General features: G+C 57.5%; 21 protein-coding genes. 19 read left to right on the top strand and 2 right to left on the bottom strand.

Annotated elements, in window-relative coordinates:
* Window positions 1-5: 5 nt before the first annotated feature.
* Window positions 6-1109 carry a DNA polymerase III subunit beta gene (gene dnaN / locus QMX91_RS06905; protein ID WP_003220202.1) on the bottom strand — a complete coding sequence of 368 codons (1104 nt, stop codon included), beginning with the start codon at window positions 1107-1109 and terminating at the stop codon, window positions 6-8.
* A gap of 39 nt (window positions 1110-1148) precedes the next feature.
* Window positions 1149-2672: a chromosomal replication initiator protein DnaA gene (dnaA, locus tag QMX91_RS06900; protein WP_282412447.1), complete on the bottom strand. Its 1524-nt coding sequence runs from the start codon at window positions 2670-2672 to the stop codon at window positions 1149-1151.
* Window positions 2673-3238: 566 nt separating this feature from the next.
* Here dnaA and rpmH point away from each other — a divergent pair.
* From rpmH to glmU, 19 genes are all read left to right on the top strand, one after another.
* Window positions 3239-3373 (top strand): 50S ribosomal protein L34, encoded by a 135-nt coding sequence (rpmH, locus tag QMX91_RS06895; RefSeq protein WP_003213577.1) that lies wholly within the window; start codon window positions 3239-3241, stop codon window positions 3371-3373.
* Between the two features lie 16 nt (window positions 3374-3389).
* On the top strand, window positions 3390-3791 hold the full coding sequence (rnpA, locus tag QMX91_RS06890; RefSeq protein WP_011336726.1) for a ribonuclease P protein component: 402 nt from the start codon (window positions 3390-3392) through the stop codon (window positions 3789-3791).
* Entirely contained in the window at window positions 3784-4029 is a 246-nt protein-coding gene (gene yidD, locus QMX91_RS06885; protein ID WP_080761984.1) for a membrane protein insertion efficiency factor YidD, read from the top strand. The genes rnpA and yidD overlap by 8 nt, the downstream gene beginning before the upstream one ends.
* A 2-nt stretch (window positions 4030-4031) precedes the next feature.
* Window positions 4032-5714, top strand: coding sequence for a membrane protein insertase YidC (gene yidC, locus QMX91_RS06880; RefSeq protein WP_134785066.1), 1683 nt, complete (start codon window positions 4032-4034; stop codon window positions 5712-5714).
* Window positions 5715-5795: 81 nt separating this feature from the next.
* Complete coding sequence (gene mnmE / locus QMX91_RS06875; RefSeq protein WP_134785065.1) at window positions 5796-7166, top strand: tRNA uridine-5-carboxymethylaminomethyl(34) synthesis GTPase MnmE; 1371 nt, start codon at window positions 5796-5798, stop codon at window positions 7164-7166.
* A gap of 552 nt (window positions 7167-7718) precedes the next feature.
* A complete protein-coding gene (gene mnmG, locus QMX91_RS06870) occupies window positions 7719-9617 on the top strand; it encodes a tRNA uridine-5-carboxymethylaminomethyl(34) synthesis enzyme MnmG (RefSeq protein ID WP_210556217.1) in 1899 nt (632 codons plus the stop codon).
* Window positions 9614-10258, top strand: coding sequence for a 16S rRNA (guanine(527)-N(7))-methyltransferase RsmG (gene rsmG / locus QMX91_RS06865; protein WP_003229789.1), 645 nt, complete (start codon window positions 9614-9616; stop codon window positions 10256-10258). Before mnmG ends, rsmG begins: the two co-directional genes overlap by 4 nt.
* An 18-nt stretch (window positions 10259-10276) precedes the next feature.
* Window positions 10277-11074, top strand: a complete 798-nt coding sequence (locus QMX91_RS06860) for a ParA family protein (RefSeq protein WP_003229787.1) — start codon at window positions 10277-10279, stop codon at window positions 11072-11074.
* Between the two features lie 9 nt (window positions 11075-11083).
* Window positions 11084-11956, top strand: a complete 873-nt coding sequence (locus QMX91_RS06855) for a ParB/RepB/Spo0J family partition protein (protein WP_007960777.1) — start codon at window positions 11084-11086, stop codon at window positions 11954-11956.
* Between the two features lie 148 nt (window positions 11957-12104).
* Window positions 12105-12512 (top strand): F0F1 ATP synthase subunit I, encoded by a 408-nt coding sequence (locus QMX91_RS06850; protein ID WP_003229783.1) that lies wholly within the window; start codon window positions 12105-12107, stop codon window positions 12510-12512.
* Window positions 12513-12528: 16 nt separating this feature from the next.
* Window positions 12529-13398 (top strand): F0F1 ATP synthase subunit A, encoded by an 870-nt coding sequence (atpB, locus tag QMX91_RS06845; RefSeq protein WP_007960779.1) that lies wholly within the window; start codon window positions 12529-12531, stop codon window positions 13396-13398.
* 133 nt (window positions 13399-13531) lie between these two features.
* Window positions 13532-13789, top strand: a complete 258-nt coding sequence (gene atpE, locus QMX91_RS06840) for a F0F1 ATP synthase subunit C (protein WP_003097235.1) — start codon at window positions 13532-13534, stop codon at window positions 13787-13789.
* Window positions 13790-13848: 59 nt separating this feature from the next.
* A complete protein-coding gene (locus QMX91_RS06835) occupies window positions 13849-14319 on the top strand; it encodes a F0F1 ATP synthase subunit B (protein WP_011336718.1) in 471 nt (156 codons plus the stop codon).
* A 12-nt stretch (window positions 14320-14331) separates the two neighbouring features.
* Window positions 14332-14868 carry a F0F1 ATP synthase subunit delta gene (locus QMX91_RS06830; protein WP_007911956.1) on the top strand — a complete coding sequence of 179 codons (537 nt, stop codon included), beginning with the start codon at window positions 14332-14334 and terminating at the stop codon, window positions 14866-14868.
* Window positions 14869-14889: 21 nt separating this feature from the next.
* Window positions 14890-16434 carry a F0F1 ATP synthase subunit alpha gene (gene atpA / locus QMX91_RS06825; RefSeq protein WP_047596971.1) on the top strand — a complete coding sequence of 515 codons (1545 nt, stop codon included), beginning with the start codon at window positions 14890-14892 and terminating at the stop codon, window positions 16432-16434.
* A gap of 50 nt (window positions 16435-16484) precedes the next feature.
* Window positions 16485-17345, top strand: coding sequence for a F0F1 ATP synthase subunit gamma (gene atpG / locus QMX91_RS06820; RefSeq protein ID WP_010565870.1), 861 nt, complete (start codon window positions 16485-16487; stop codon window positions 17343-17345).
* Between the two features lie 27 nt (window positions 17346-17372).
* A complete protein-coding gene (gene atpD, locus QMX91_RS06815) occupies window positions 17373-18752 on the top strand; it encodes a F0F1 ATP synthase subunit beta (protein WP_027610292.1) in 1380 nt (459 codons plus the stop codon).
* A 45-nt stretch (window positions 18753-18797) separates the two neighbouring features.
* Window positions 18798-19223 (top strand): F0F1 ATP synthase subunit epsilon, encoded by a 426-nt coding sequence (locus QMX91_RS06810; RefSeq protein WP_007954164.1) that lies wholly within the window; start codon window positions 18798-18800, stop codon window positions 19221-19223.
* Window positions 19224-19340: 117 nt separating this feature from the next.
* A complete protein-coding gene (gene glmU, locus QMX91_RS06805; RefSeq protein WP_098966415.1) occupies window positions 19341-20708 on the top strand; it encodes a bifunctional UDP-N-acetylglucosamine diphosphorylase/glucosamine-1-phosphate N-acetyltransferase GlmU in 1368 nt (455 codons plus the stop codon).
* The last annotated feature ends 101 nt before the right edge of the window (window positions 20709-20809 follow it).

Genomic DNA, 20809 nt, shown 5'->3' with positions numbered 1-20809 from the left:
GCTGATTACAGACGCATCGGCATGACAACATAAGCCGAGTCGTCATTGTCGGACTCTTGCACCAGCGCACTGCTGTTGGAGTCGGACAGGATCAGGCGAACCTGTTCGGTGGTCATCACGCCCAGCACGTCGAGCAGGTAGCTCACGTTGAAGCCGATTTCCAGCGAACCGCCGTTGTATTCAACGCCCACTTCTTCTTCCGCTTCTTCCTGCTCCGGGTTGTTGGCCTGGATCTTCAACTGACCATTGGCCAGTTGCAGACGGATGCCGCGGTACTTCTCGTTGGACAGAATCGCGGTACGGCTGAACGCTTCACGCAGGGCCTGACGATCGCCCAGTACCAGCTTGTCGCCACCCTTCGGCAGAACGCGCTCATAGTCCGGGAACTTGCCGTCGACCAACTTCGAGGTGAAGGTGAATTCGCCGGTGGTGGCGCGGATGTGGTGCTGACCCAGAACGATGCTGACGTTGCCATCCGGCTCGGTGAGCAGACGCGCCAGTTCCAGAATGCCTTTGCGTGGCACGATCACCTGGTGACGATCCGGCTGACCGATATCGGCCTGCATCGAGCACATGGCCAGACGGTGACCGTCGGTTGCCACGGCGCGGATCACACCGGCCGAGACTTCCAGCAGCATGCCGTTGAGGTAGTAGCGCACGTCCTGCTGGGCCATGGCGAAGCTGGTGCGTTCGATCAGGCGACGCAGTTTGCTCTGCTCCAGGCTGCAGGTCAGCGAACCCGGGCCTTCCTCAACCGTCGGGAAATCATTGGCGGGCAGGGTCGACAGGGTGAAACGGCTACGGCCGGCCTTCACGACCAGCTTCTGCTCGTCGACCTTGATGTCGATCAGCGCGTCGTTGGGCAGGCTCTTGCAGATGTCCATCAGCTTGCGCGCAGGCACGGTGATGGAGCCGGTTTCAGCCGGCTCTTCGAGTTGCACCCGACCGACCAGCTCGACTTCCAGATCGGTACCGGTCAGCGACAGTTGCTGGCCATCGACGACCAACAGCACGTTGGACAGTACCGGCAAGGTCTGTCGGCGCTCGACGACGCCTGCGACCAGTTGCAGGGGTTTCAACAGGGCTTCGCGTTGAATGGTGAAATGCATGGTCTAGTCCCTTGCCTTAATAAGCTGCGCTGGAGTTCATCAAGTGGTCAGTGTACGCAGCAGGTTCTTGTAGTCCTCGCGGATGTCCGCGTCGGATTCCTTAAGTTCGTTGATCTTGCGGCAGGCGTGCAACACCGTCGTGTGGTCGCGACCACCAAACACATCGCCGATTTCCGGCAGGCTGTGGTTGGTCAGCTCCTTGGACAGCGCCATGGCCACCTGACGCGGACGTGCCACCGAGCGCGAACGGCGCTTGGACAGCAGGTCGGAAATCTTGATCTTGTAGTACTCGGCGACAGTGCGCTGAATGTTATCCACAGAGACCAGTTTGTCCTGCAGTGCCAACAAGTCTTTCAGGGATTCGCGGATCAACTCGATGGTGATGTCGCGGCCCATGAAGTGCGAGTGGGCGATCACGCGTTTCAGCGCACCTTCCAGCTCACGGACGTTGGAACGAATTCGCTGGGCGATAAAGAACGCCGCATCGTGAGGCAACTCGACTTTGGCCTGGTCGGCCTTCTTCATCAAGATCGCCACACGGGTTTCCAGCTCCGGCGGCTCGACGGCAACCGTCAGGCCCCAACCGAAGCGGGATTTGAGGCGCTCTTCAAGGCCTTCGATTTCTTTCGGGTAGCGGTCACTGGTAAGAATGACCTGCTGGCCACCTTCAAGCAGGGCGTTGAAGGTGTGGAAAAACTCTTCCTGGGAACGCTCTTTACGGGCGAAGAACTGAATATCGTCGATCAGCAGAGCGTCCACCGAACGGTAGAAACGCTTGAACTCGTTGATCGCGTTCAGTTGCAGCGCCTTGACCATGTCGGCCACGAAGCGCTCGGAATGCAGGTACACCACCTTGGCATTCGGGTTCTTCTTTAATAAATGGTTACCCACTGCGTGCATCAAGTGAGTTTTACCCAGGCCGACGCCGCCATAAAGGAACAGCGGGTTGTAACCGTGCTTGGGATTGTCCGCCACCTGCCAGGCTGCCGCGCGGGCGAGCTGGTTGGACTTGCCTTCGACGAAATTCTCGAAGGTGAAGGTGCGGTTCAGGTAACTGGTGTGCTTGAGCGCGCCTTCGACCTGAACGGTGCGCTGTTCGGCGCGAACCGGGGCCTGTTGCGAGGCCGCACCGGCCATCGGGTCAAAGCTGTCGCGGGACGGCTCTTCACTGATTTCCTGGGTTTTCTGCGTCGAGCGCTTGGCCGGAGCTGCACTTGGAGCGGGCGCTGGCGCACTGGCCGGCACGGTATTGGCCTGAGCCTGGGACACCTGCGCAGCGGCCAACGGCGCGTTCGGCGCGGCACGCGGTGCCGAGCTGCGTTTGCTGCCTATTAATAAGGAAAGCGCTGGCGCCATGCCGTTGCCGTGCTCATCCAGCAGTTCAAGGACGCGACCGAGGTACTTTTCGTTGACCCAGTCCAGCACAAAACGGTTCGGTGCGTAGACGCGCAACTCGTCGCCTTCGGCTTCGACCTGTAGTGGACGGATCCAGGTGTTGAATTGTTGGGCAGGCAGCTCCTCGCGCAAAAGCTCCACGCACTGCTGCCAAAGTTCCACTGACACGGATATCCCCTAAGTTGAAAGCCGGTGAGGCAAAAACAAGCGGCCATTGTAGCGGCGAGCCGTCCACTTATCCACATGCAGGTTGTGTGGTGACCATGATTAATCAATGCGTTAACCGGTAAAAAGGCGACCAACGGTGTGTGCATAAGCTCTGTGGATAACCGCCTCTGAGGGCACTGGACAACTGGGGGTTGAACTCGGTGGATAACCAGCCTGTGGATAACAGGCCATTCCACACACAGGTTATCCGACAGCGCAGCACAGGCTGAACACGGTTTTCCACTGTAGTTGTCATTCTCTGTACATCACGCTCTACAAGGGCTGAAGGTGGTTATCCACAGAAGATGGCTGCCCTAGCTTTTACAAGCTTTACAGAAAAGCTTTAAATAATTCCCTTCTTTATTTTTATGTCTGGCAAACAGGATTTCGCTTCCGCAAGCTCCAGAGATCTATTTATAAGGAAACGTTGGTTGGAAATTGACCTGAGGGCTTGCTTTCTCTAGAATCCCCGGTCTCTTAAAACGGGGGCCATTCCGGCCCGTTGTGGACGAACCAGGTAACACGACATGAAACGTACTTTCCAACCAAGCACTATCAAACGCGCTCGTACCCACGGTTTCCGTGCTCGCATGGCTACCAAGAACGGTCGCGCTGTCCTGTCGCGTCGTCGCGCCAAAGGTCGTGCGCGTCTGGCAGTTTGATAATCCGGTACTGGAGGTGAGTCAGGACTTCAGTCGGGAAAAGCGTCTGCTTACCCCCCGGCATTTCAAGGCAGTCTTTGACTCCCCTACCGGCAAGGTTCCGGGGAAAAATCTCCTGCTCCTTGCGCGCAACAACGATCTTGATCACCCCCGTCTCGGGCTGGTTATCGGGAAAAAGAGCGTAAAGCTCTCCGTTGAGCGCAATCGCCTCAAACGTCTGATGCGCGAATCGTTCCGTCTGCACCAGGATTCTCTGGTCGGCTGGGATATCGTTATCGTCGCGCGCAAAGGTTTGGGCGACGTAGAAAACCCCGAATTGATTCAGCATTTCGGCAAACTCTGGAAGCGTCTGGCCCGTAACAAGCCAGTTCCAGCAGTCAAAACCGAAACTGTAGGGGTAGACAGTCCAGATGCGTAAACTGGCACTCGTTCCGATCCAGTTTTATCGCTACGCCATTAGTCCTTTGATGGCCAGTCACTGTCGTTTCTACCCCAGTTGTTCTTGCTACGCGTATGAAGCCATCGAAAATCATGGCCTTCTGCGCGGTGGCTGGCTGGCCTTTCGTCGTTTAGGTCGCTGTCATCCGTGGAATCCCGGTGGTTATGACCCGGTTCCACCTATCCCTACCTCCCGTTCTTCTTCGATGGCCGAGTAATCATGGATATCAAACGCACGATCCTGATCGTCGCCCTGGCAATCGTGTCCTACGTTATGGTTCTTAAATGGAACCAGGACTATGGCCAGGCTGCCCTGCCGACTCAGAATGTTGCTTCCAGTACGACTGCATCCGGTTTGCCGGACACCGTTCCTGGCAATAACGCTTCCGCCAGTGACGATATTCCGCGTGCCGCAAGCGACACCAGCGCACCTGTGGAAACCCCGGTCGCTGCCAGCAAGGATCTGATCCAGGTCAAAACCGACGTGCTCGATCTGGCGATCGATCCCCAGGGCGGTGACGTTGCTCAACTGACTTTGCCACTGTATCCACGTCGTCAGGATCGTCCTGATGTACCGTTCCAGCTGTTCGACAACGGCGGCGAACGTACTTATCTGGCACAAAGCGGCCTGATCGGCACCAACGGTCCGGACGCAAGCCCGGCCGGTCGTCCGGTTTACGCCTCGGAGAAGAAAAGTTATCAACTGACTGACGGTCAGGACCAATTGGTCGTCGACCTGAAGTTCAGCAAGGACGGCGTCAACTACATCAAGCGTTTCACCCTGAAACGCGGCCTGTATGACGTTACCGTGACCTACCTTGTGGATAACCAGAGCGCTCAGCCTTGGTCGGGTTCGATGTTCGCCCAACTGAAGCGCGACGCCAGTGCCGACCCTTCGTCGACCACTGCCACCGGCACCGCGACTTACCTGGGCGCCGCCCTGTGGACAAGTTCCGAGCCGTACAAGAAAGTGTCCATGAAAGACATGGACAAAGGTCAGCTCAAGGAAACCGTCACCGGTGGCTGGGTAGCCTGGCTGCAACACTACTTCGTGACTGCATGGGTTGCGCCGAAGGGCGAAAACAACATTGTTCAGACGCGTAAGGACAGCAAAGGCAACTACATCATCGGTTACACCGGTCCTTCGCTGACCGCTGCACCGGGTGCCAAAGTTGAAACCAGCGCCATTCTTTACGCCGGGCCGAAAAGCCAGGCCGTACTGAAACAGTTATCCCCAGGTCTGGAACTGACAGTCGACTACGGCATTCTGTGGTTCATCGCTCAGCCGATCTTCTGGTTGCTGCAACACATCCACGCGATCGTGGGTAACTGGGGCTGGTCGATTATCTTCCTGACCATGCTGATCAAGGGCATCTTCTTCCCGCTGTCGGCTGCCAGCTACAAATCCATGGCGCGCATGCGTGCCGTAGCACCGAAACTGGCTGCACTGAAAGAGCAACATGGCGATGACCGGCAGAAAATGTCGCAAGCCATGATGGAGCTGTACAAGAAAGAGAAGATCAATCCGCTGGGCGGCTGCTTGCCGATCCTCGTGCAGATGCCGGTTTTCCTTTCGCTGTACTGGGTTCTGCTGGAAAGCGTGGAAATGCGCCAAGCGCCATTCATGCTGTGGATCACTGACCTGTCGATCAAGGATCCGTTCTTCATCCTGCCGATCATCATGGGCGCGACCATGTTCATCCAGCAGCGTCTGAACCCGACTCCACCGGATCCGATGCAGGCGAAGGTCATGAAAATGATGCCAATCATCTTCACCTTCTTCTTCCTGTGGTTCCCGGCTGGTCTGGTGCTGTACTGGGTTGTGAACAACTGCCTGTCGATTGCCCAACAGTGGTACATCACGCGTAAGATCGAAGCGGCGACGAAAAAAGCCGAGGCGTAACTTACTCTGTGGATAACACCACTCAAAACGCCCCCTAGTGGGGCGTTTTGCTATCTGCCACTTTTGTCTGGATTCCGGTTTATGAGCGTACCTCGTGAAACCATCGCTGCTGTCGCCACCGCTCAAGGTCGCGGCGGTGTCGGCATCGTCCGTATTTCCGGGCCGTTGGCCAGCGTTGCAGCCAAAGCCATCAGCGGCCGTGAACTGAAACCGCGTTACGCGCATTACGGGCCGTTTTTCAGTGATGACCGGCAGGTGCTGGACGAAGGTCTGGCGCTATATTTCCCGGGCCCCAACTCGTTCACCGGCGAAGACGTGCTGGAACTGCAGGGACACGGTGGCCCGATCGTTCTCGACATGTTGCTCAAGCGTTGCCTGGAACTGGGTTGCCGTTTGGCCCGTCCGGGTGAATTCAGCGAGCGCGCGTTCCTCAACGACAAACTGGACCTGGCTCAGGCCGAGGCCATTGCCGACCTGATCGAAGCCAGTTCTGCACAGGCTGCACGCAATGCCTTGCGCTCCCTGCAGGGGGCGTTTTCCCAGCGTGTGCATAACCTCACCGAACAACTGATCGGCCTGCGCATCTACGTCGAAGCCGCCATCGACTTCCCGGAAGAGGAAATCGACTTCCTCGCCGATGGCCACGTGCTGAGCATGCTCGACAAGGTGCGCGATGAACTGTCCACAGTGCTTCGCGAGGCCGGGCAGGGGGCTTTGTTGCGTGACGGCATGACCGTGGTGATCGCCGGTCGGCCGAATGCCGGCAAGTCCAGTCTGTTGAATGCCCTGGCCGGCCGCGAAGCCGCGATCGTGACTGAAATTGCCGGCACCACCCGCGATATCCTGCGCGAACATATCCACATCGACGGCATGCCGCTGCATGTTGTCGATACGGCAGGTCTGCGTGATACCGATGATCAGGTGGAAAAGATCGGCGTCGAGCGTGCGTTGAAAGCGATCACTGAAGCGGATCGGGTGCTGCTGGTAGTCGATGCCACCGCGCCGGAAGCTGCAGACCCGTTTGCCCTTTGGCCGGAATTTCTCGAAACCCGTCCGGATCCGGCCAAAGTCACCTTGATTCGCAACAAGGCTGACCTGACGGGTGAAGCGATTGCCCTGGAAGTCAGCGACGATGGCCACGTGACCATCAGCCTCAGCGCCAAATCCGCCGGCGATGGTCTGGAGTTGCTGCGCGAACACCTCAAGGCCTGCATGGGCTATGAGCAAACCTCGGAAAGCAGCTTCAGTGCCCGTCGCCGTCATCTGGAGGCTCTGCGCCATGCCAGTGCAGCGCTGGAACATGGTCGCGCACAGCTGACGTTGGCCGGTGCCGGTGAACTGCTTGCCGAGGATTTACGTCAGGCCCAGCACTCTCTGGGAGAAATCACCGGGGCATTCAGTTCCGATGACCTGCTTGGCCGGATCTTTTCCAGCTTCTGCATCGGTAAATAACCCTTCTGCTGTTCACAGACAGGCCCGTTCGCGGCCTGTCTGCACTCCTCATTTCTCAATTCCTTTCTCCAGTGCCGGGCAGACTCTCTCGCCCTGGGTGGATTTCCCTTGCCCGCCAACCAATCATTCAGCTGATTTCTGTGGATTAAGCCCTGTGAATAACTGCCAATGAGGTCAGTTGATAACAGGGCGTGAAAACTGGATATAACTGCCTCTGTGGATAACCACCCCATTCATCCACAGGCTTAAACCGGTTATCCAAGGGCCTCCCGAGGACCTGATAACAGGGTTTTGAAACCCTGTACACATTGAATAATAAGGCCTGTAGCAATCTATCCACAGAAAGGTCGGTCAGTAAGAATAAGCATTAAAACAAAGGTTTTATAAATTTCTCTCTTTTTTATTCTTTTAACCTCGAGTTCTCCACAGCTGGTTAAATTTTGTGCAAAGGGTTCTTTAGGAAGGGCGAAGTCCCTATACTTGTCGACCAGGTCCAGAAACCTGATCTCAAACTATTCCTGAATACCTACTTAAGCAGGCACGAGGTGCGTGGTGGATTTCCCTTCCCGTTTTGAAGTGATCGTCATCGGCGGCGGTCATGCCGGTACCGAGGCAGCACTGGCCTCAGCACGTATGGGGGCAAAAACCCTGTTGCTGACGCATAACGTGGAAACCCTCGGTGCCATGAGCTGCAACCCGGCCATCGGTGGCATTGGCAAAAGCCATCTGGTCAAGGAAATCGACGCCCTCGGCGGCGCGATGGCCATGGCTACCGATCTGGGCGGCATCCAGTTTCGCGTATTGAACAGCCGCAAAGGTCCGGCCGTACGAGCGACTCGTGCGCAAGCCGACCGTATTTTGTACAAGGCCGCTGTCCGCGAAATTCTGGAAAACCAACCGAACCTGTGGATATTTCAACAGGCCGCTGACGACCTGATCGTCGAGCAGGACCAGGTTCGCGGTGTTGTCACGCAAATGGGTCTGCGGTTCTTCGCCGATTCCGTGGTGTTGACCACTGGTACGTTCCTCGGTGGACTTATCCACATCGGTTTGCAGAATTTCTCCGGCGGTCGTGCCGGTGACCCGCCATCGATCGCCCTGGCACATCGTCTGCGTGAACTGCCGCTGCGTGTCGGTCGCCTGAAAACCGGTACGCCACCGCGCATCGATGGCAAATCTGTGGATTTCTCGGTCATGACCGAGCAACCGGGCGATACGCCGATCCCCGTCATGTCGTTCATGGGCAAAAAAGAACAGCATCCGCGCCAGGTCAGTTGCTGGATTACCCATACCAACGCGCGCACCCACGAAATCATCGCGGCGAACCTCGATCGTTCGCCGATGTATTCCGCTGCCGGCGAAATCGAGGGCATCGGTCCGCGCTACTGCCCGTCGATCGAAGACAAGATTCATCGCTTTGCCGACAAGGAAAGCCATCAGGTGTTCATCGAGCCGGAAGGCCTGACCACCCATGAGCTGTACCCGAACGGGATATCCACAAGCTTGCCGTTCGACGTGCAATTGCAGATCGTGCAATCGATCCGCGGCATGGAAAACGCGCACATCGTGCGTCCGGGTTATGCGATCGAGTACGACTACTTCGACCCGCGTGACCTGAAATACAGCCTGGAAACCAAAGTTATCGGCGGCCTGTTCTTTGCTGGCCAGATCAACGGCACCACTGGTTACGAAGAAGCCGGTGCGCAAGGTTTGCTCGCCGGGGCCAACGCTGCGCTGCGCGCGAAGGGCAAAGAAGCCTGGTGTCCGCGTCGCGATGAGGCGTACATCGGCGTGCTGGTCGACGACCTGATCACCCTCGGTACCCAAGAGCCGTACCGCATGTTCACTTCCCGTGCCGAGTACCGCCTGATTCTGCGCGAGGACAACGCCGACCTGCGCCTGACCGAAAAAGGTCGCGAACTGGGTCTGGTCGATGACGCGCGTTGGGCGGCCTTCTGCAAGAAACGCGAAAGCATCGAACTCGAAGAGCAGCGCCTGAAGAGCACCTGGGTTCGCCCGGGCACCCAGCAGGGCGATGCGATTGCGGAAAAATTCGGCACGCCGCTGACTCACGAATACAACTTGCTCAACCTCTTGAGCCGTCCGGAAATCGACTACGCTGGTCTGGTCGAAGTGACCGGGCAGGGCGCCGAAGATCCACAGGTCGCCGAACAGGTTGAAATCAAGACCAAATACGCCGGTTACATCGACCGTCAACAGGACGAAATCGCCCGTCTGCGCGCCAGTGAAGACACGAAATTGCCTGTGGATATCGATTACACCAACATTTCCGGTCTCTCCAAGGAGATTCAGAGCAAGCTCGGTGCGACGCGTCCGGAGACGCTCGGCCAGGCTTCGCGGATCCCGGGCGTGACCCCGGCAGCGATTTCGCTGTTGATGATTCATTTGAAAAAACGCGGCGCGGGCCGTCAGTTGGAGCAAAGCGCTTGAGTTCTAAGGTCACTTCGCAACACGCCGAAGAGTTATCCACAGGAGCCCGCGAGCTCGGTGTCAATCTCAGCGCAGCCCAGCACGAATTGCTGCTGGGTTACCTGGCCCTGTTGATCAAATGGAACCAGGCCTACAACCTGACTGCAGTGCGCGATCCTGATGAAATGGTTTCGCGGCATCTGCTCGATAGCTTGAGCGTGATGTCGTTCATCGAAAACGGCCGTTGGCTCGATGTTGGCAGTGGCGGCGGCATGCCCGGCATTCCGCTGGCGATCCTGTATCCGGACTCGCAAGTCACCTGTCTGGACAGCAACGGCAAGAAAACCCGCTTCCTGACTCAGGTCAAACTCGAACTCAAACTGGATAACCTGCAAGTTATCCACAGTCGCGTCGAAGCCTTCCAGCCTGCCCAGCCATTCAACGGGATCATTTCCCGGGCTTTCAGCAGTATGGAGAACTTCACCAACTGGACTCGCCACCTCGGCGATGCCGACACGCGCTGGCTGGCAATGAAGGGCGTTCATCCGGCCGATGAGCTGGTAGCATTGCCGGCAGACTTCAAACTCGATAGCGAACACGCCCTGGCCGTACCCGGTTGCCAAGGCCAACGCCATCTGCTGATACTGCGCCGCACGGCATGATTGGGAACACAAGCAAGAATGGCTAAGGTATTCGCGATAGCGAACCAGAAGGGTGGTGTGGGCAAGACCACCACCTGCATCAACCTCGCAGCATCCCTGGTCGCGACCAAGCGCCGGGTGCTGTTGATCGATCTCGATCCACAGGGCAACGCCACCATGGGTAGCGGTGTGGATAAACATGGCCTGGAAAACTCGGTCTACGACCTGCTGATCGGCGAATGCGATCTGGCCCAGGCCATGCACTACTCCGAGCACGGCGGTTATCAACTGCTGCCGGCCAACCGCGACCTGACCGCGGCCGAAGTGGTTCTGCTGGAAATGCAGATGAAGGAAAGCCGTCTGCGCAGCGCGCTGGCGCCGATCCGTGAAAACTACGATTACATTTTGATCGACTGCCCGCCGTCGCTGTCGATGCTCACATTGAACGCACTGGTCGCCGCTGACGGGGTGATTATCCCCATGCAGTGCGAATACTTTGCGCTCGAAGGCTTGAGCGACCTTGTGGATAACATCAAGCGCATCGCCGAACTGCTGAACCCCAACCTCAAGGTCGAAGGTCTGCTGCGCACCATGTACGACCCGCGGCTGAGCCTGATGAACGATGTTTCGGCGCAGCTCAAGGAACACTTTGGCGAGCAGCTATACGACACAGTGATCCCGCGCAACATCCGCCTGGCCGAAGCACCGAGCTACGGTATGCCGGCACTGGCCTACGACAAGCAATCGCGCGGCGCGCTGGCCTATTTGGCCCTGGCGGGCGAGATGGTTCGCCGTCAGCGCAAAAATTCACGCATCGCCGCTGCCCAGCCAACTTAAGGAATCCCCATGGCCGTCAAGAAACGAGGTCTCGGACGTGGACTGGATGCACTGCTGAGTGGTCCGACCGTCAGCGCGCTGGAAGAACAGGCGGCGCAGGCCGATACCCGTGAGCTGCAACACCTGCCGCTGGATCTGCTGCAGCGTGGCAAATACCAGCCACGCCGCGACATGGACCCGCAGGCGCTGGAAGAGCTGGCGCAGTCGATCAAGGCGCAAGGCGTGATGCAGCCGATCGTGGTGCGCCCGATTGGCGGTGGCCGTTTCGAAATCATCGCCGGCGAACGCCGCTGGCGCGCCAGCCAGCAGGCCGGCCAGGAAACCATCCCGGCGATGGTTCGTGATGTGCCGGATGAGACCGCGATCGCCATTGCGCTGATCGAGAACATCCAGCGTGAAGACCTGAACCCGATTGAGGAAGCCGTCGCCTTGCAGCGTCTGCAGCAGGAATTCCAGCTCACTCAACAGCAGGTGGCCGAGGCTGTGGGTAAGTCCCGCGTGACTGTGGCTAACCTGTTGCGACTTATTGCACTGCCGGAAGTCATCAAGACCATGCTGTCCCACGGTGACCTGGAAATGGGTCATGCCCGTGCTTTGCTCGGTCTGCCGGACAATCAGCAGGTGGAAGGGGCGCGACATGTTGTCGCACGCGGCCTGACTGTGCGCCAAACCGAGGCACTGGTTCGTCAGTGGTTGAGTGGCAAACCGGAGCCTGTGGAAGCGGCCAAACCCGACCCGGATATCGCCCGGCTCGAACAGCGTCTGGCCGAGCGCCTAGGCTCTGCGGTGCAGATTCGCCACGGCAAGAAGGGAAAAGGTCAGCTGGTGATCGGTTACAACTCCCTCGATGAGCTTCAAGGTGTGCTCGCACACATCCGCTGAAACATTTCCTCATGTAGCGCGCAGTCGGAAATCACTACCTGACAGTTGAATAGGGGCAGAACCGCCCCTATACTCTGCGCGCATTTTGTCGGCACAAATTATGCCAAGTTATTGAATTCTGGCAGCCGACCATTGGAGAGCAAACGTGATGGAAACCCGCAAGCCAAACCGCCTGCCGTTCCATCGCCTGGCGGTTTTTCCGGTGTTGATGGCTCAATTTGTCATTTTGCTCATTGCCGCTTTGGCGCTCTGGCAATGGCACGGAGTCGTTGCCGGATACTCGGGACTTTGCGGAGGCCTGATAGCCTTGCTGCCCAATGTTTATTTCGCTCACAAGGCATTTCGGTTTTCCGGCGCCCGAGCAGCCCAGTCCATCGTCCGGTCATTTTATGCCGGCGAGGCAGGCAAACTGATTTTGACGGCAGTGCTGTTTGCACTGGTGTTTGCAGGTGTGAAGCCATTGGCGCCGATCGCAGTATTCGGCGCTTTCGTGCTGACTCAGTCGGTCAGCTGGTTCGCTCCCCTGCTGATGAGAACAAGACTTTCGAGACCTTAGGGCGTTTGAGGCAACCATGGCAGAAACAACCGCTTCGGGCTATATCCAGCACCACTTGCAGAACCTGACCTTCGGTCAGCTACCTAACGGCGGCTGGGGCTTTGCCCATACCGCAGCAGAAGCCAAGGAAATGGGCTTCTGGGCTTTCCACGTCGATACCCTCGGCTGGTCGGTCGCGCTGGGTCTGATCTTCGTTTTCCTTTTCCGCATGGCGGCAAAGAAAGCAACATCGGGTCAGCCAGGTGCTTTGCAGAACTTCGTTGAAGTATTGGTCGAATTCGTCGATGGCAGCGTGAAAGACAGCTTCCATGGCCGTAGCCCGGTGATCGCACCGCTGGCACTGACCATCTTCGTCTGGGTGTTCCTGATGAACGCCGTCGACCTGGTACCGGTCGACTGGATTCCTCAGCTGGCCATCCTGATCACCGGCGACCACCACATCCCGTTCCGTGCCGTGTCGACCACCGACCCGAACGCGACCCTGGGCATGGCGTTCTCGGTTTTCGCACTGATCATTTTCTATAGCATCAAGGTCAAGGGCATCGGCGGCTTCATCGGCGAACTGACCCTGCACCCGTTCGGCAGCAAGAACATCTTCGTTCAGGCCCTGCTGATCCCGGTGAACTTCCTGCTGGAATTCGTGACCCTGATCGCCAAGCCGATCTCTCTGGCCCTGCGTCTGTTCGGCAACATGTATGCCGGCGAGCTGGTGTTCATTCTGATCGCTGTGATGTTCGGCAGCGGCCTGCTCTGGCTGAGTGGCCTGGGCGTTGTTCTGCAGTGGGCGTGGGCTGTGTTCCACATCCTGATCATCACCCTGCAGGCGTTCATCTTCATGATGCTGACCATCGTCTACCTGTCGATGGCGCACGAAGAAAACCATTAAGAGCAGCCTCGGCTGATCTGATGTCCCTCCCGGTCAAACGGGAGGGGGCTCTTAACCGGGCCTCTGAAACGATTTGTTTTACCGCTTTAATCTAAAAAACCTAAACCATACGACGTAAAAGTCGGGAGGAAAGATGGAAACTGTAGTTGGTCTAACCGCTATCGCTGTTGCACTGTTGATCGGCCTGGGCGCACTGGGTACCGCAATTGGTTTCGGCCTGCTGGGCGGCAAGTTCCTGGAAGGCGCAGCGCGTCAGCCAGAAATGGTTCCAATGCTGCAAGTTAAAATGTTCATCGTTGCCGGTCTGCTCGACGCCGTAACCATGATCGGTGTTGGTATCGCTCTGTTCTTCACCTTTGCGAACCCGTTCGTTGGTCAGATCGCTGGCTAATTACCCGGATTCTTCCGAGTAATTTGGTGTGATGGACAACGTAACTGCGAGGTGTTGGCGTGAACATTAATGCGACCCTGATTGGCCAGTCCGTTGCGTTCCTGATTTTTGTACTGTTCTGCATGAAGTTCGTATGGCCTCCGGTCATCGCTGCTCTGCACGAACGTCAAAAGAAGATCGCTGATGGTCTGGACGCTGCCAGCCGTGCAGCTCGCGACCTGGAGTTGGCCCAAGAGAAAGCGGGTCAGCAACTGCGCGAAGCGAAAGCTCAGGCAGCTGAAATCATCGAGCAAGCCAAGAAACGCGGTAACCAGATCGTTGAAGAGGCTGTTGAAAAAGCCCGTATCGACGCTGACCGTGTGAAGGTTCAGGCTCAAGCCGAGATCGAACAGGAACTGAACAGTGTCAAAGACAAGCTGCGCGCCCAAGTGGGCTTGCTGGCTGTCGGCGGCGCCGAGAAGATCCTGGGTGCCACAATCGATCAAAACGCGCACGCAGAGCTGGTTAACCAACTGGCTGCTGAAATCTAAGCGAGGGCGATCATGGCAGAACTGACCACGTTGGCCCGACCTTACGCTAAGGCGGCCTTCGAGCACGCTCAGGCCCACCAGCAACTGGCCAATTGGTCAGCCATGCTCGGCCTGGCTGCAGCGGTGTCACAAGATGACACCATGCAGCGCGTGCTCAAGGCCCCGCGACTGACGAGCGCAGAAAAGGCCGCCACGTTCATTGACGTGTGCGGCGACAAGTTTGATGCCAAGGCACAGAACTTCATCAATGTCGTTGCCGAAAACGACCGTCTCCCGCTTCTGCCGGAGATCGCCGCTCTGTTCGACCTGTACAAGGCCGAACAAGAGAAGTCGGTAGACGTTGAAGTGACCAGTGCTTTCGCATTGAACCAAGAACAGCAAGACAAACTCGCCAAGGTTCTCAGTGCACGACTCAACCGGGAAGTGCGCCTGCAAGTTGCGGAGGATGCTGCCCTTATAGGGGGTGTCGTTATCCGCGCCGGCGACCTGGTTATCGATGGCTCGATTCGCGGCAAAATCGCGAAACTTGCCGAAGCATTGAAATCTTGAGTTTGAAGGGGCAGCAGAGCAATGCAGCAACTCAATCCTTCCGAAATAAGTGAAATTATCAAGGGCCGCATCGACAAGCTCGATGTGACCTCCCAAGCCCGTAACGAAGGCACTGTCGTCAGCGTATCTGACGGCATCGTGCGGATTCACGGTCTGGCCGACGTCATGTACGGCGAGATGATCGAGTTTCCGGGCGGCGTCTACGGTATGGCCCTCAACCTGGAGCAAGACTCCGTAGGTGCCGTTGTACTGGGCGCATACACCAGTCTGGCTGAAGGCATGAGCGCCAAGTGCACCGGCCGCATCCTCGAAGTTCCGGTGGGTAAGGAACTGCTGGGTCGCGTAGTCGATGCACTGGGTAACCCTGTTGACGGCAAAGGTCCACTGGGCAACACCTTGACCGACGCGGTCGAGAAAGTTGCACCGGGCGTGATCTGGCGTAAGTCGGTAGACCAGCCTGTACAGACTGGCTACAAGGCTGTCGATGCCATGATCCCTGTCGGCCGTGGCCAGCGTGAGCTGATCATCGGTGACCGTCAGATCGGTAAAACCGCTCTGGCGATCGACGCGATCATCAACCAGAAAGACAGCGGCATTTTCTGCGTCTACGTAGCGATCGGTCAGAAGCAATCGACCATCGCCAACGTGGTTCGCAAGCTGGAAGAAAACGGCGCCCTGGCCAACACGATCATCGTGGCTGCCAGTGCTTCGGAATCTCCTGCGCTGCAATTCCTGGCACCGTACTCCGGTTGCACCATGGGTGAATTCTTCCGCGACCGCGGTGAAGACGCGCTGATCGTTTATGACGATCTGTCCAAGCAAGCAGTGGCTTACCGCCAGATTTCCCTGCTGCTGCGCCGTCCACCAGGCCGTGAAGCTTACCCAGGCGACGTGTTCTATCTCCACTCCCGTCTGCTGGAGCGCGCATCCCGCGTTTCGGAAGAATACGTAGAGAAGTTCACCAACGGCGCAGTGACCGGCAAAACCGGTTCCCTGACCGCACTGCCAATCATCGAAACCCAGGCTGGCGACGTTTCCGCGTTCGTTCCGACCAACGTGATTTCCATCACCGACGGTCAGATCTTCCTGGAATCGGCCATGTTCAACTCGGGCATCCGCCCTGCAGTGAACGCCGGTGTTTCGGTATCCCGTGTGGGTGGTGCCGCTCAGACCAAGATCATCAAGAAGCTGTCCGGTGGTATCCGTACCGCTCTGGCTCAGTACCGTGAACTGGCGGCATTCGCCCAGTTCGCTTCTGACCTGGACGAAGCGACCCGTAAGCAACTTGAGCATGGTCAGCGCGTTACCGAGCTGATGAAGCAGAAGCAATACGCACCAATGTCGATCGCTGACATGGCGCTGTCGCTGTATGCCGCTGAGCGTGGGTTCCTGACTGACATTGAAATCGCCAAGATCGGCAGCTTCGAACAAGCGCTGATTGCTTTCTTCAACCGCGATCACGCCGATTTGATGGCTAAGATCAACGTTAAAGGTGACTTCAATGACGAAATCGACGCTGGCATGAAAGCCGGTATCGAGAAGTTCAAGGCCACCCAAACCTGGTAAGCCGCAGCGGGAGCCGCAAGGCTCCCGCTTGCTAACCTGATAGGTGTTACATGGCAGGCGCAAAAGAGATTCGCAGTAAGATTGCGAGCATCAAAAGCACGCAAAAAATTACCAGCGCCATGGAAAAAGTGGCGGTGAGCAAAATGCGCAAGGCACAAATGCGCATGGCAGCCAGCCGTCCTTATGCGGAGCGTATCCGCCAGGTAATTGGGCATCTGGCCAACGCCAACCCGGAATACCGCCACCCGTTCATGATCGACCGTGAAGTAAAGCGCGTCGGTTATGTCGTCGTGAGCAGTGACCGTGGTTTGTGCGGCGGCTTGAACACCAACCTGTTCAAGGCCCTGGTCAAGGACATGGCGGTAAACCGCGAAAACGGCGTCGAGATTGATCTGTGTGTAGTCGGTAGCAAGGGTGCGGCCTTTTTCCGCAACTTCGGCGGTAACGTCGTTGCAGCTATCAGCCACCTGGGTGAAGAGCCGTCGATCAATGATTTGATCGGCAGCGTCAAGGTGATGCTGGATGCCTACCTGGAGGGCCGTATCGATCGCCTGTCCGTGGTATCCAACAAGTTCATCAACACCATGACACAACAGCCTACCGTGGAGCAGTTGATTCCACTGGTGGCAACCCCGGATCAAGAACTCAAGCACCACTGGGACTACCTCTACGAACCAGACGCCAAAGAGCTGCTTGACGGCTTGATGGTGCGCTACGTGGAGTCGCAGGTGTACCAGGCGGTGGTCGAGAACAACGCAGCTGAACAAGCTGCGCGGATGATCGCGATGAAGAACGCTACCGACAACGCCGGTGATTTGATCAGCGATTTGCAGCTGATCTACAACAAGGCGCGTCAGGCTGCGATCACCCAAGAGATCTCGGAAATCGTCGGCGGCGCTGCCGCGGTTTAACGGTTCAAATATTCAGAGGATCCAGCTATGAGTAGCGGACGTATCGTTCAAATCATCGGCGCCGTTATCGACGTGGAATTTCCACGCGACAGCGTACCGAGCATCTACAACGCGCTGAAAGTAGTCAGCGCGGCCGAAACCACTCTGGAAGTTCAGCAACAGCTGGGCGACGGCGTGGTTCGTACCATTGCGATGGGTTCCACCGAGGGCTTGAAGCGCGGTCTGGAAGTTACCGATTCCGGCGCAGCCATCTCCGTACCGGTCGGTAAAGCGACTCTGGGCCGGATCATGGACGTTCTGGGTAACCCGATCGACGAAGCCGGTCCAATCGACACCGAAGAGCGCTGGGGCATTCACCGCGCAGCACCTTCGTTCGCTGAGCAAGCAGGCGGCAACGACCTGCTGGAAACCGGCATCAAGGTTATCGACCTGGTTTGCCCGTTCGCCAAAGGCGGTAAAGTCGGTCTGTTCGGTGGTGCCGGTGTAGGCAAAACCGTAAACATGATGGAACTGATCCGTAACATCGCCATCGAGCACAGCGGTTATTCCGTGTTCGCCGGTGTGGGTGAGCGTACTCGTGAGGGTAACGACTTCTACCACGAGATGAAGGACTCCAACGTTCTGGACAAAGTGGCACTGGTTTACGGTCAGATGAACGAGCCGCCGGGAAACCGTCTGCGCGTAGCCCTGACCGGCCTGACCATGGCCGAGAAGTTCCGTGACGAAGGTAACGACGTTCTGCTGTTCGTCGACAACATCTACCGTTACACCCTGGCCGGTACTGAAGTATCCGCACTGCTGGGCCGTATGCCTTCGGCAGTAGGTTACCAGCCGACCCTGGCTGAAGAGATGGGCGTTCTGCAAGAACGTATCACTTCGACCAAAGAAGGTTCGATCACCTCGATCCAGGCGGTATACGTACCTGCGGATGACTTGACCGACCCGTCGCCAGCGACCACCTTCGCCCACTTGGACGCCACCGTCGTTCTGTCCCGTGACATCGCTTCCCTGGGTATCTACCCAGCGGTAGATCCACTGGATTCGACTTCGCGCCAGCTGGATCCGAACGTAATCGGTCAGGACCACTACGACACCGCTCGCGGCGTTCAGTACGTTCTGCAACGTTACAAAGAGCTGAAAGACATCATCGCGATCCTGGGTATGGACGAGCTGTCGGAAGCCGACAAACAGTTGGTTAACCGTGCTCGTAAGATCCAGCGCTTCTTGTCGCAGCCGTTCTTCGTGGCTGAAGTCTTCACCGGTGCTTCGGGTAAATACGTTTCCCTGAAAGACACCATTGCTGGCTTCAAAGGCATCCTCAACGGTGACTACGACCACCTGCCAGAACAAGCGTTCTACATGGTTGGCGGCATCGAAGAAGCGATCGAGAAAGCCAAGAAACTGTAATCCCGGCGCCCGGCAACGGGCGCTAATTTAGGTTGAGGCAATCAGATGGCTATGACAGTCCATTGCGATATCGTCAGCGCGGAAGGGGAAATCTTTTCCGGCCTGGTCGAGATGGTGATTGCGCACGGTGCACTGGGTGATCTTGGTATCGCTCTGGGTCACGCGCCGCTGATCACTAATCTGAAGCCAGGTCCGATCCGCCTGATCAAGCAAGGCGGGGAAGCCGAGGTGTTCTACATCTCCGGTGGTTTCCTCGAGGTTCAGCCGAACATGGTCAAGGTGCTTGCCGATACCGTGCAACGTGCCGCCGACCTGGATGAAGCTCAAGCCCAGGCAGCTCTCAAGGCTGCCGAAGCTGCTCTGCACGAGAAGAGCGCAGATTTCGACTACGGAGCTGCGTCCGCACGTCTGGCCGAGGCTGCAGCTCAGCTGCGCACCGTCCAGCAGATCCGCAAGAAGTTTGGCGGTTAATCCGTCAGCCACTTGTTGTGCGATTGATAAAAAAGGGTAGCCTCGGCTACCCTTTTTTCTTTTCCGATTTTTACAACCCGGTCGCAGTTGCTGACCACCCAGGATTGGTAGCCAGTCATGTCTCTCGAAATCGTTATCCTCGCGGCCGGTCAAGGCACCCGTATGCGTTCGGCGTTGCCGAAAGTGCTGCACCCGGTAGCCGGCAATTCCATGCTTGGGCATGTTATCCACAGCGCACGGCAGCTCGATCCACAGCGCATTCATGTGGTGATCGGCCACGGTGCCGATGTGGTGCGTGAGCGTCTGGCGGCTGACGATTTGAATTTCGTGCTGCAGGACAAGCAATTGGGCACTGGTCATGCAACGGCTCAGGCTGTGCCGTTCATCAGCGCCGACACCGTGTTGATCCTCTACGGTGACGTGCCATTGATCGAGGTCGAAACCCTGCAGCGCCTGCTTAAACACGTCGTACCGGGGCAGATGGGCCTGTTGACCGTCGAGCTGGAAGATCCGACCGGTTACGGCCGCATCGTGCGTGATGCTGACGGCAAGGTCGCAGCCATCGTTGAGCACAAAGATGCCAGCGAAGCCCAGCGCGCAATCACCGAAGGCAATACCGGCATTCTCGCCGTCCCGGCCAATCGCCTGGCCGACTGGATGAGCCGCCTGTCGAACAACAATGCCCAGGGCGAGTACTACTTGACCGACGTGATCGAAATGGCGGTCAGCGATGGTTTGGTGGTGGCCACTGAACAACCGCACGACCCGATGGAAGTGCAGGGCGCCAATGATCGTAAGCAACTGGCGGAACTGGAGCGGCATTACCAGCTGCGCGCCGGCCGCCGGCTGATGGCGCAAGGCGTGACCCTGCGTGACCCGGCGCGTTTCGATGTGCGTGGCGAAGTCACCGTCGGTCGCGATGTGCTGATCGACATCAACGTGATTCTCGAAGGTAATGTTGTCATCGAGGACGACGTGGTGATCGGCCCAAACTGCGTGATCAAGGACAGCACCCTGCGCAAAGGCGTGGTGATCAAAGCCAACAGCCACATCGAAGGTGCGGTGCTGGGTGAAGGCAGCGATGCCGGTCCGTTCGCCCGTCTGCGTCCGGGCACGGTGCTCGAAGCACGCGCGCATGTGGGTAACTTTGTCGAACTGAAAAACGCGCGCATGGGTGAGGGCGCCAAGGCCGGGCATCTGACCTATCTGGGCGACGCGGAAATCGGCGCCCGCACCAACATTGGCGCGGGCACCATTACCTGCAACTACGATGGCGCCAACAAGTGGAAAACCGTGTTGGGCGAAGATGTGTTCATCGGCTCCAATAACTCGTTGGTGGCACCTGTGGATATCTCTTCCGGGGCAACCACCGCGGCTGGTTCGACCATCACCCAGAATGTGGATAACGCCCAGTTGGCCGTTGGTCGGGCGCGGCAAAAGAATATCGATGGCTGGAAGCGCCCTGAGAAGATCAAGAAAAGCTGAGTTATCCACAGCTGCACTTATTGCTTGAATCCAAATGTGGGAGCGGGCTTGCTCGCGAATGCGGTGTTTCAGTTTCACATTTCAGTGACTGACCCTCCGCA

Origin of the sequence: Pseudomonas sp. PS01299 (genome assembly GCF_029960145.1) — a bacterium.
Taxonomy (GTDB): domain Bacteria; phylum Pseudomonadota; class Gammaproteobacteria; order Pseudomonadales; family Pseudomonadaceae; genus Aquipseudomonas; species Aquipseudomonas putida_A.
Note: the sequence above shows the minus strand (reverse complement) of the source record. Positions and strands in the feature narration are given on the sequence as shown.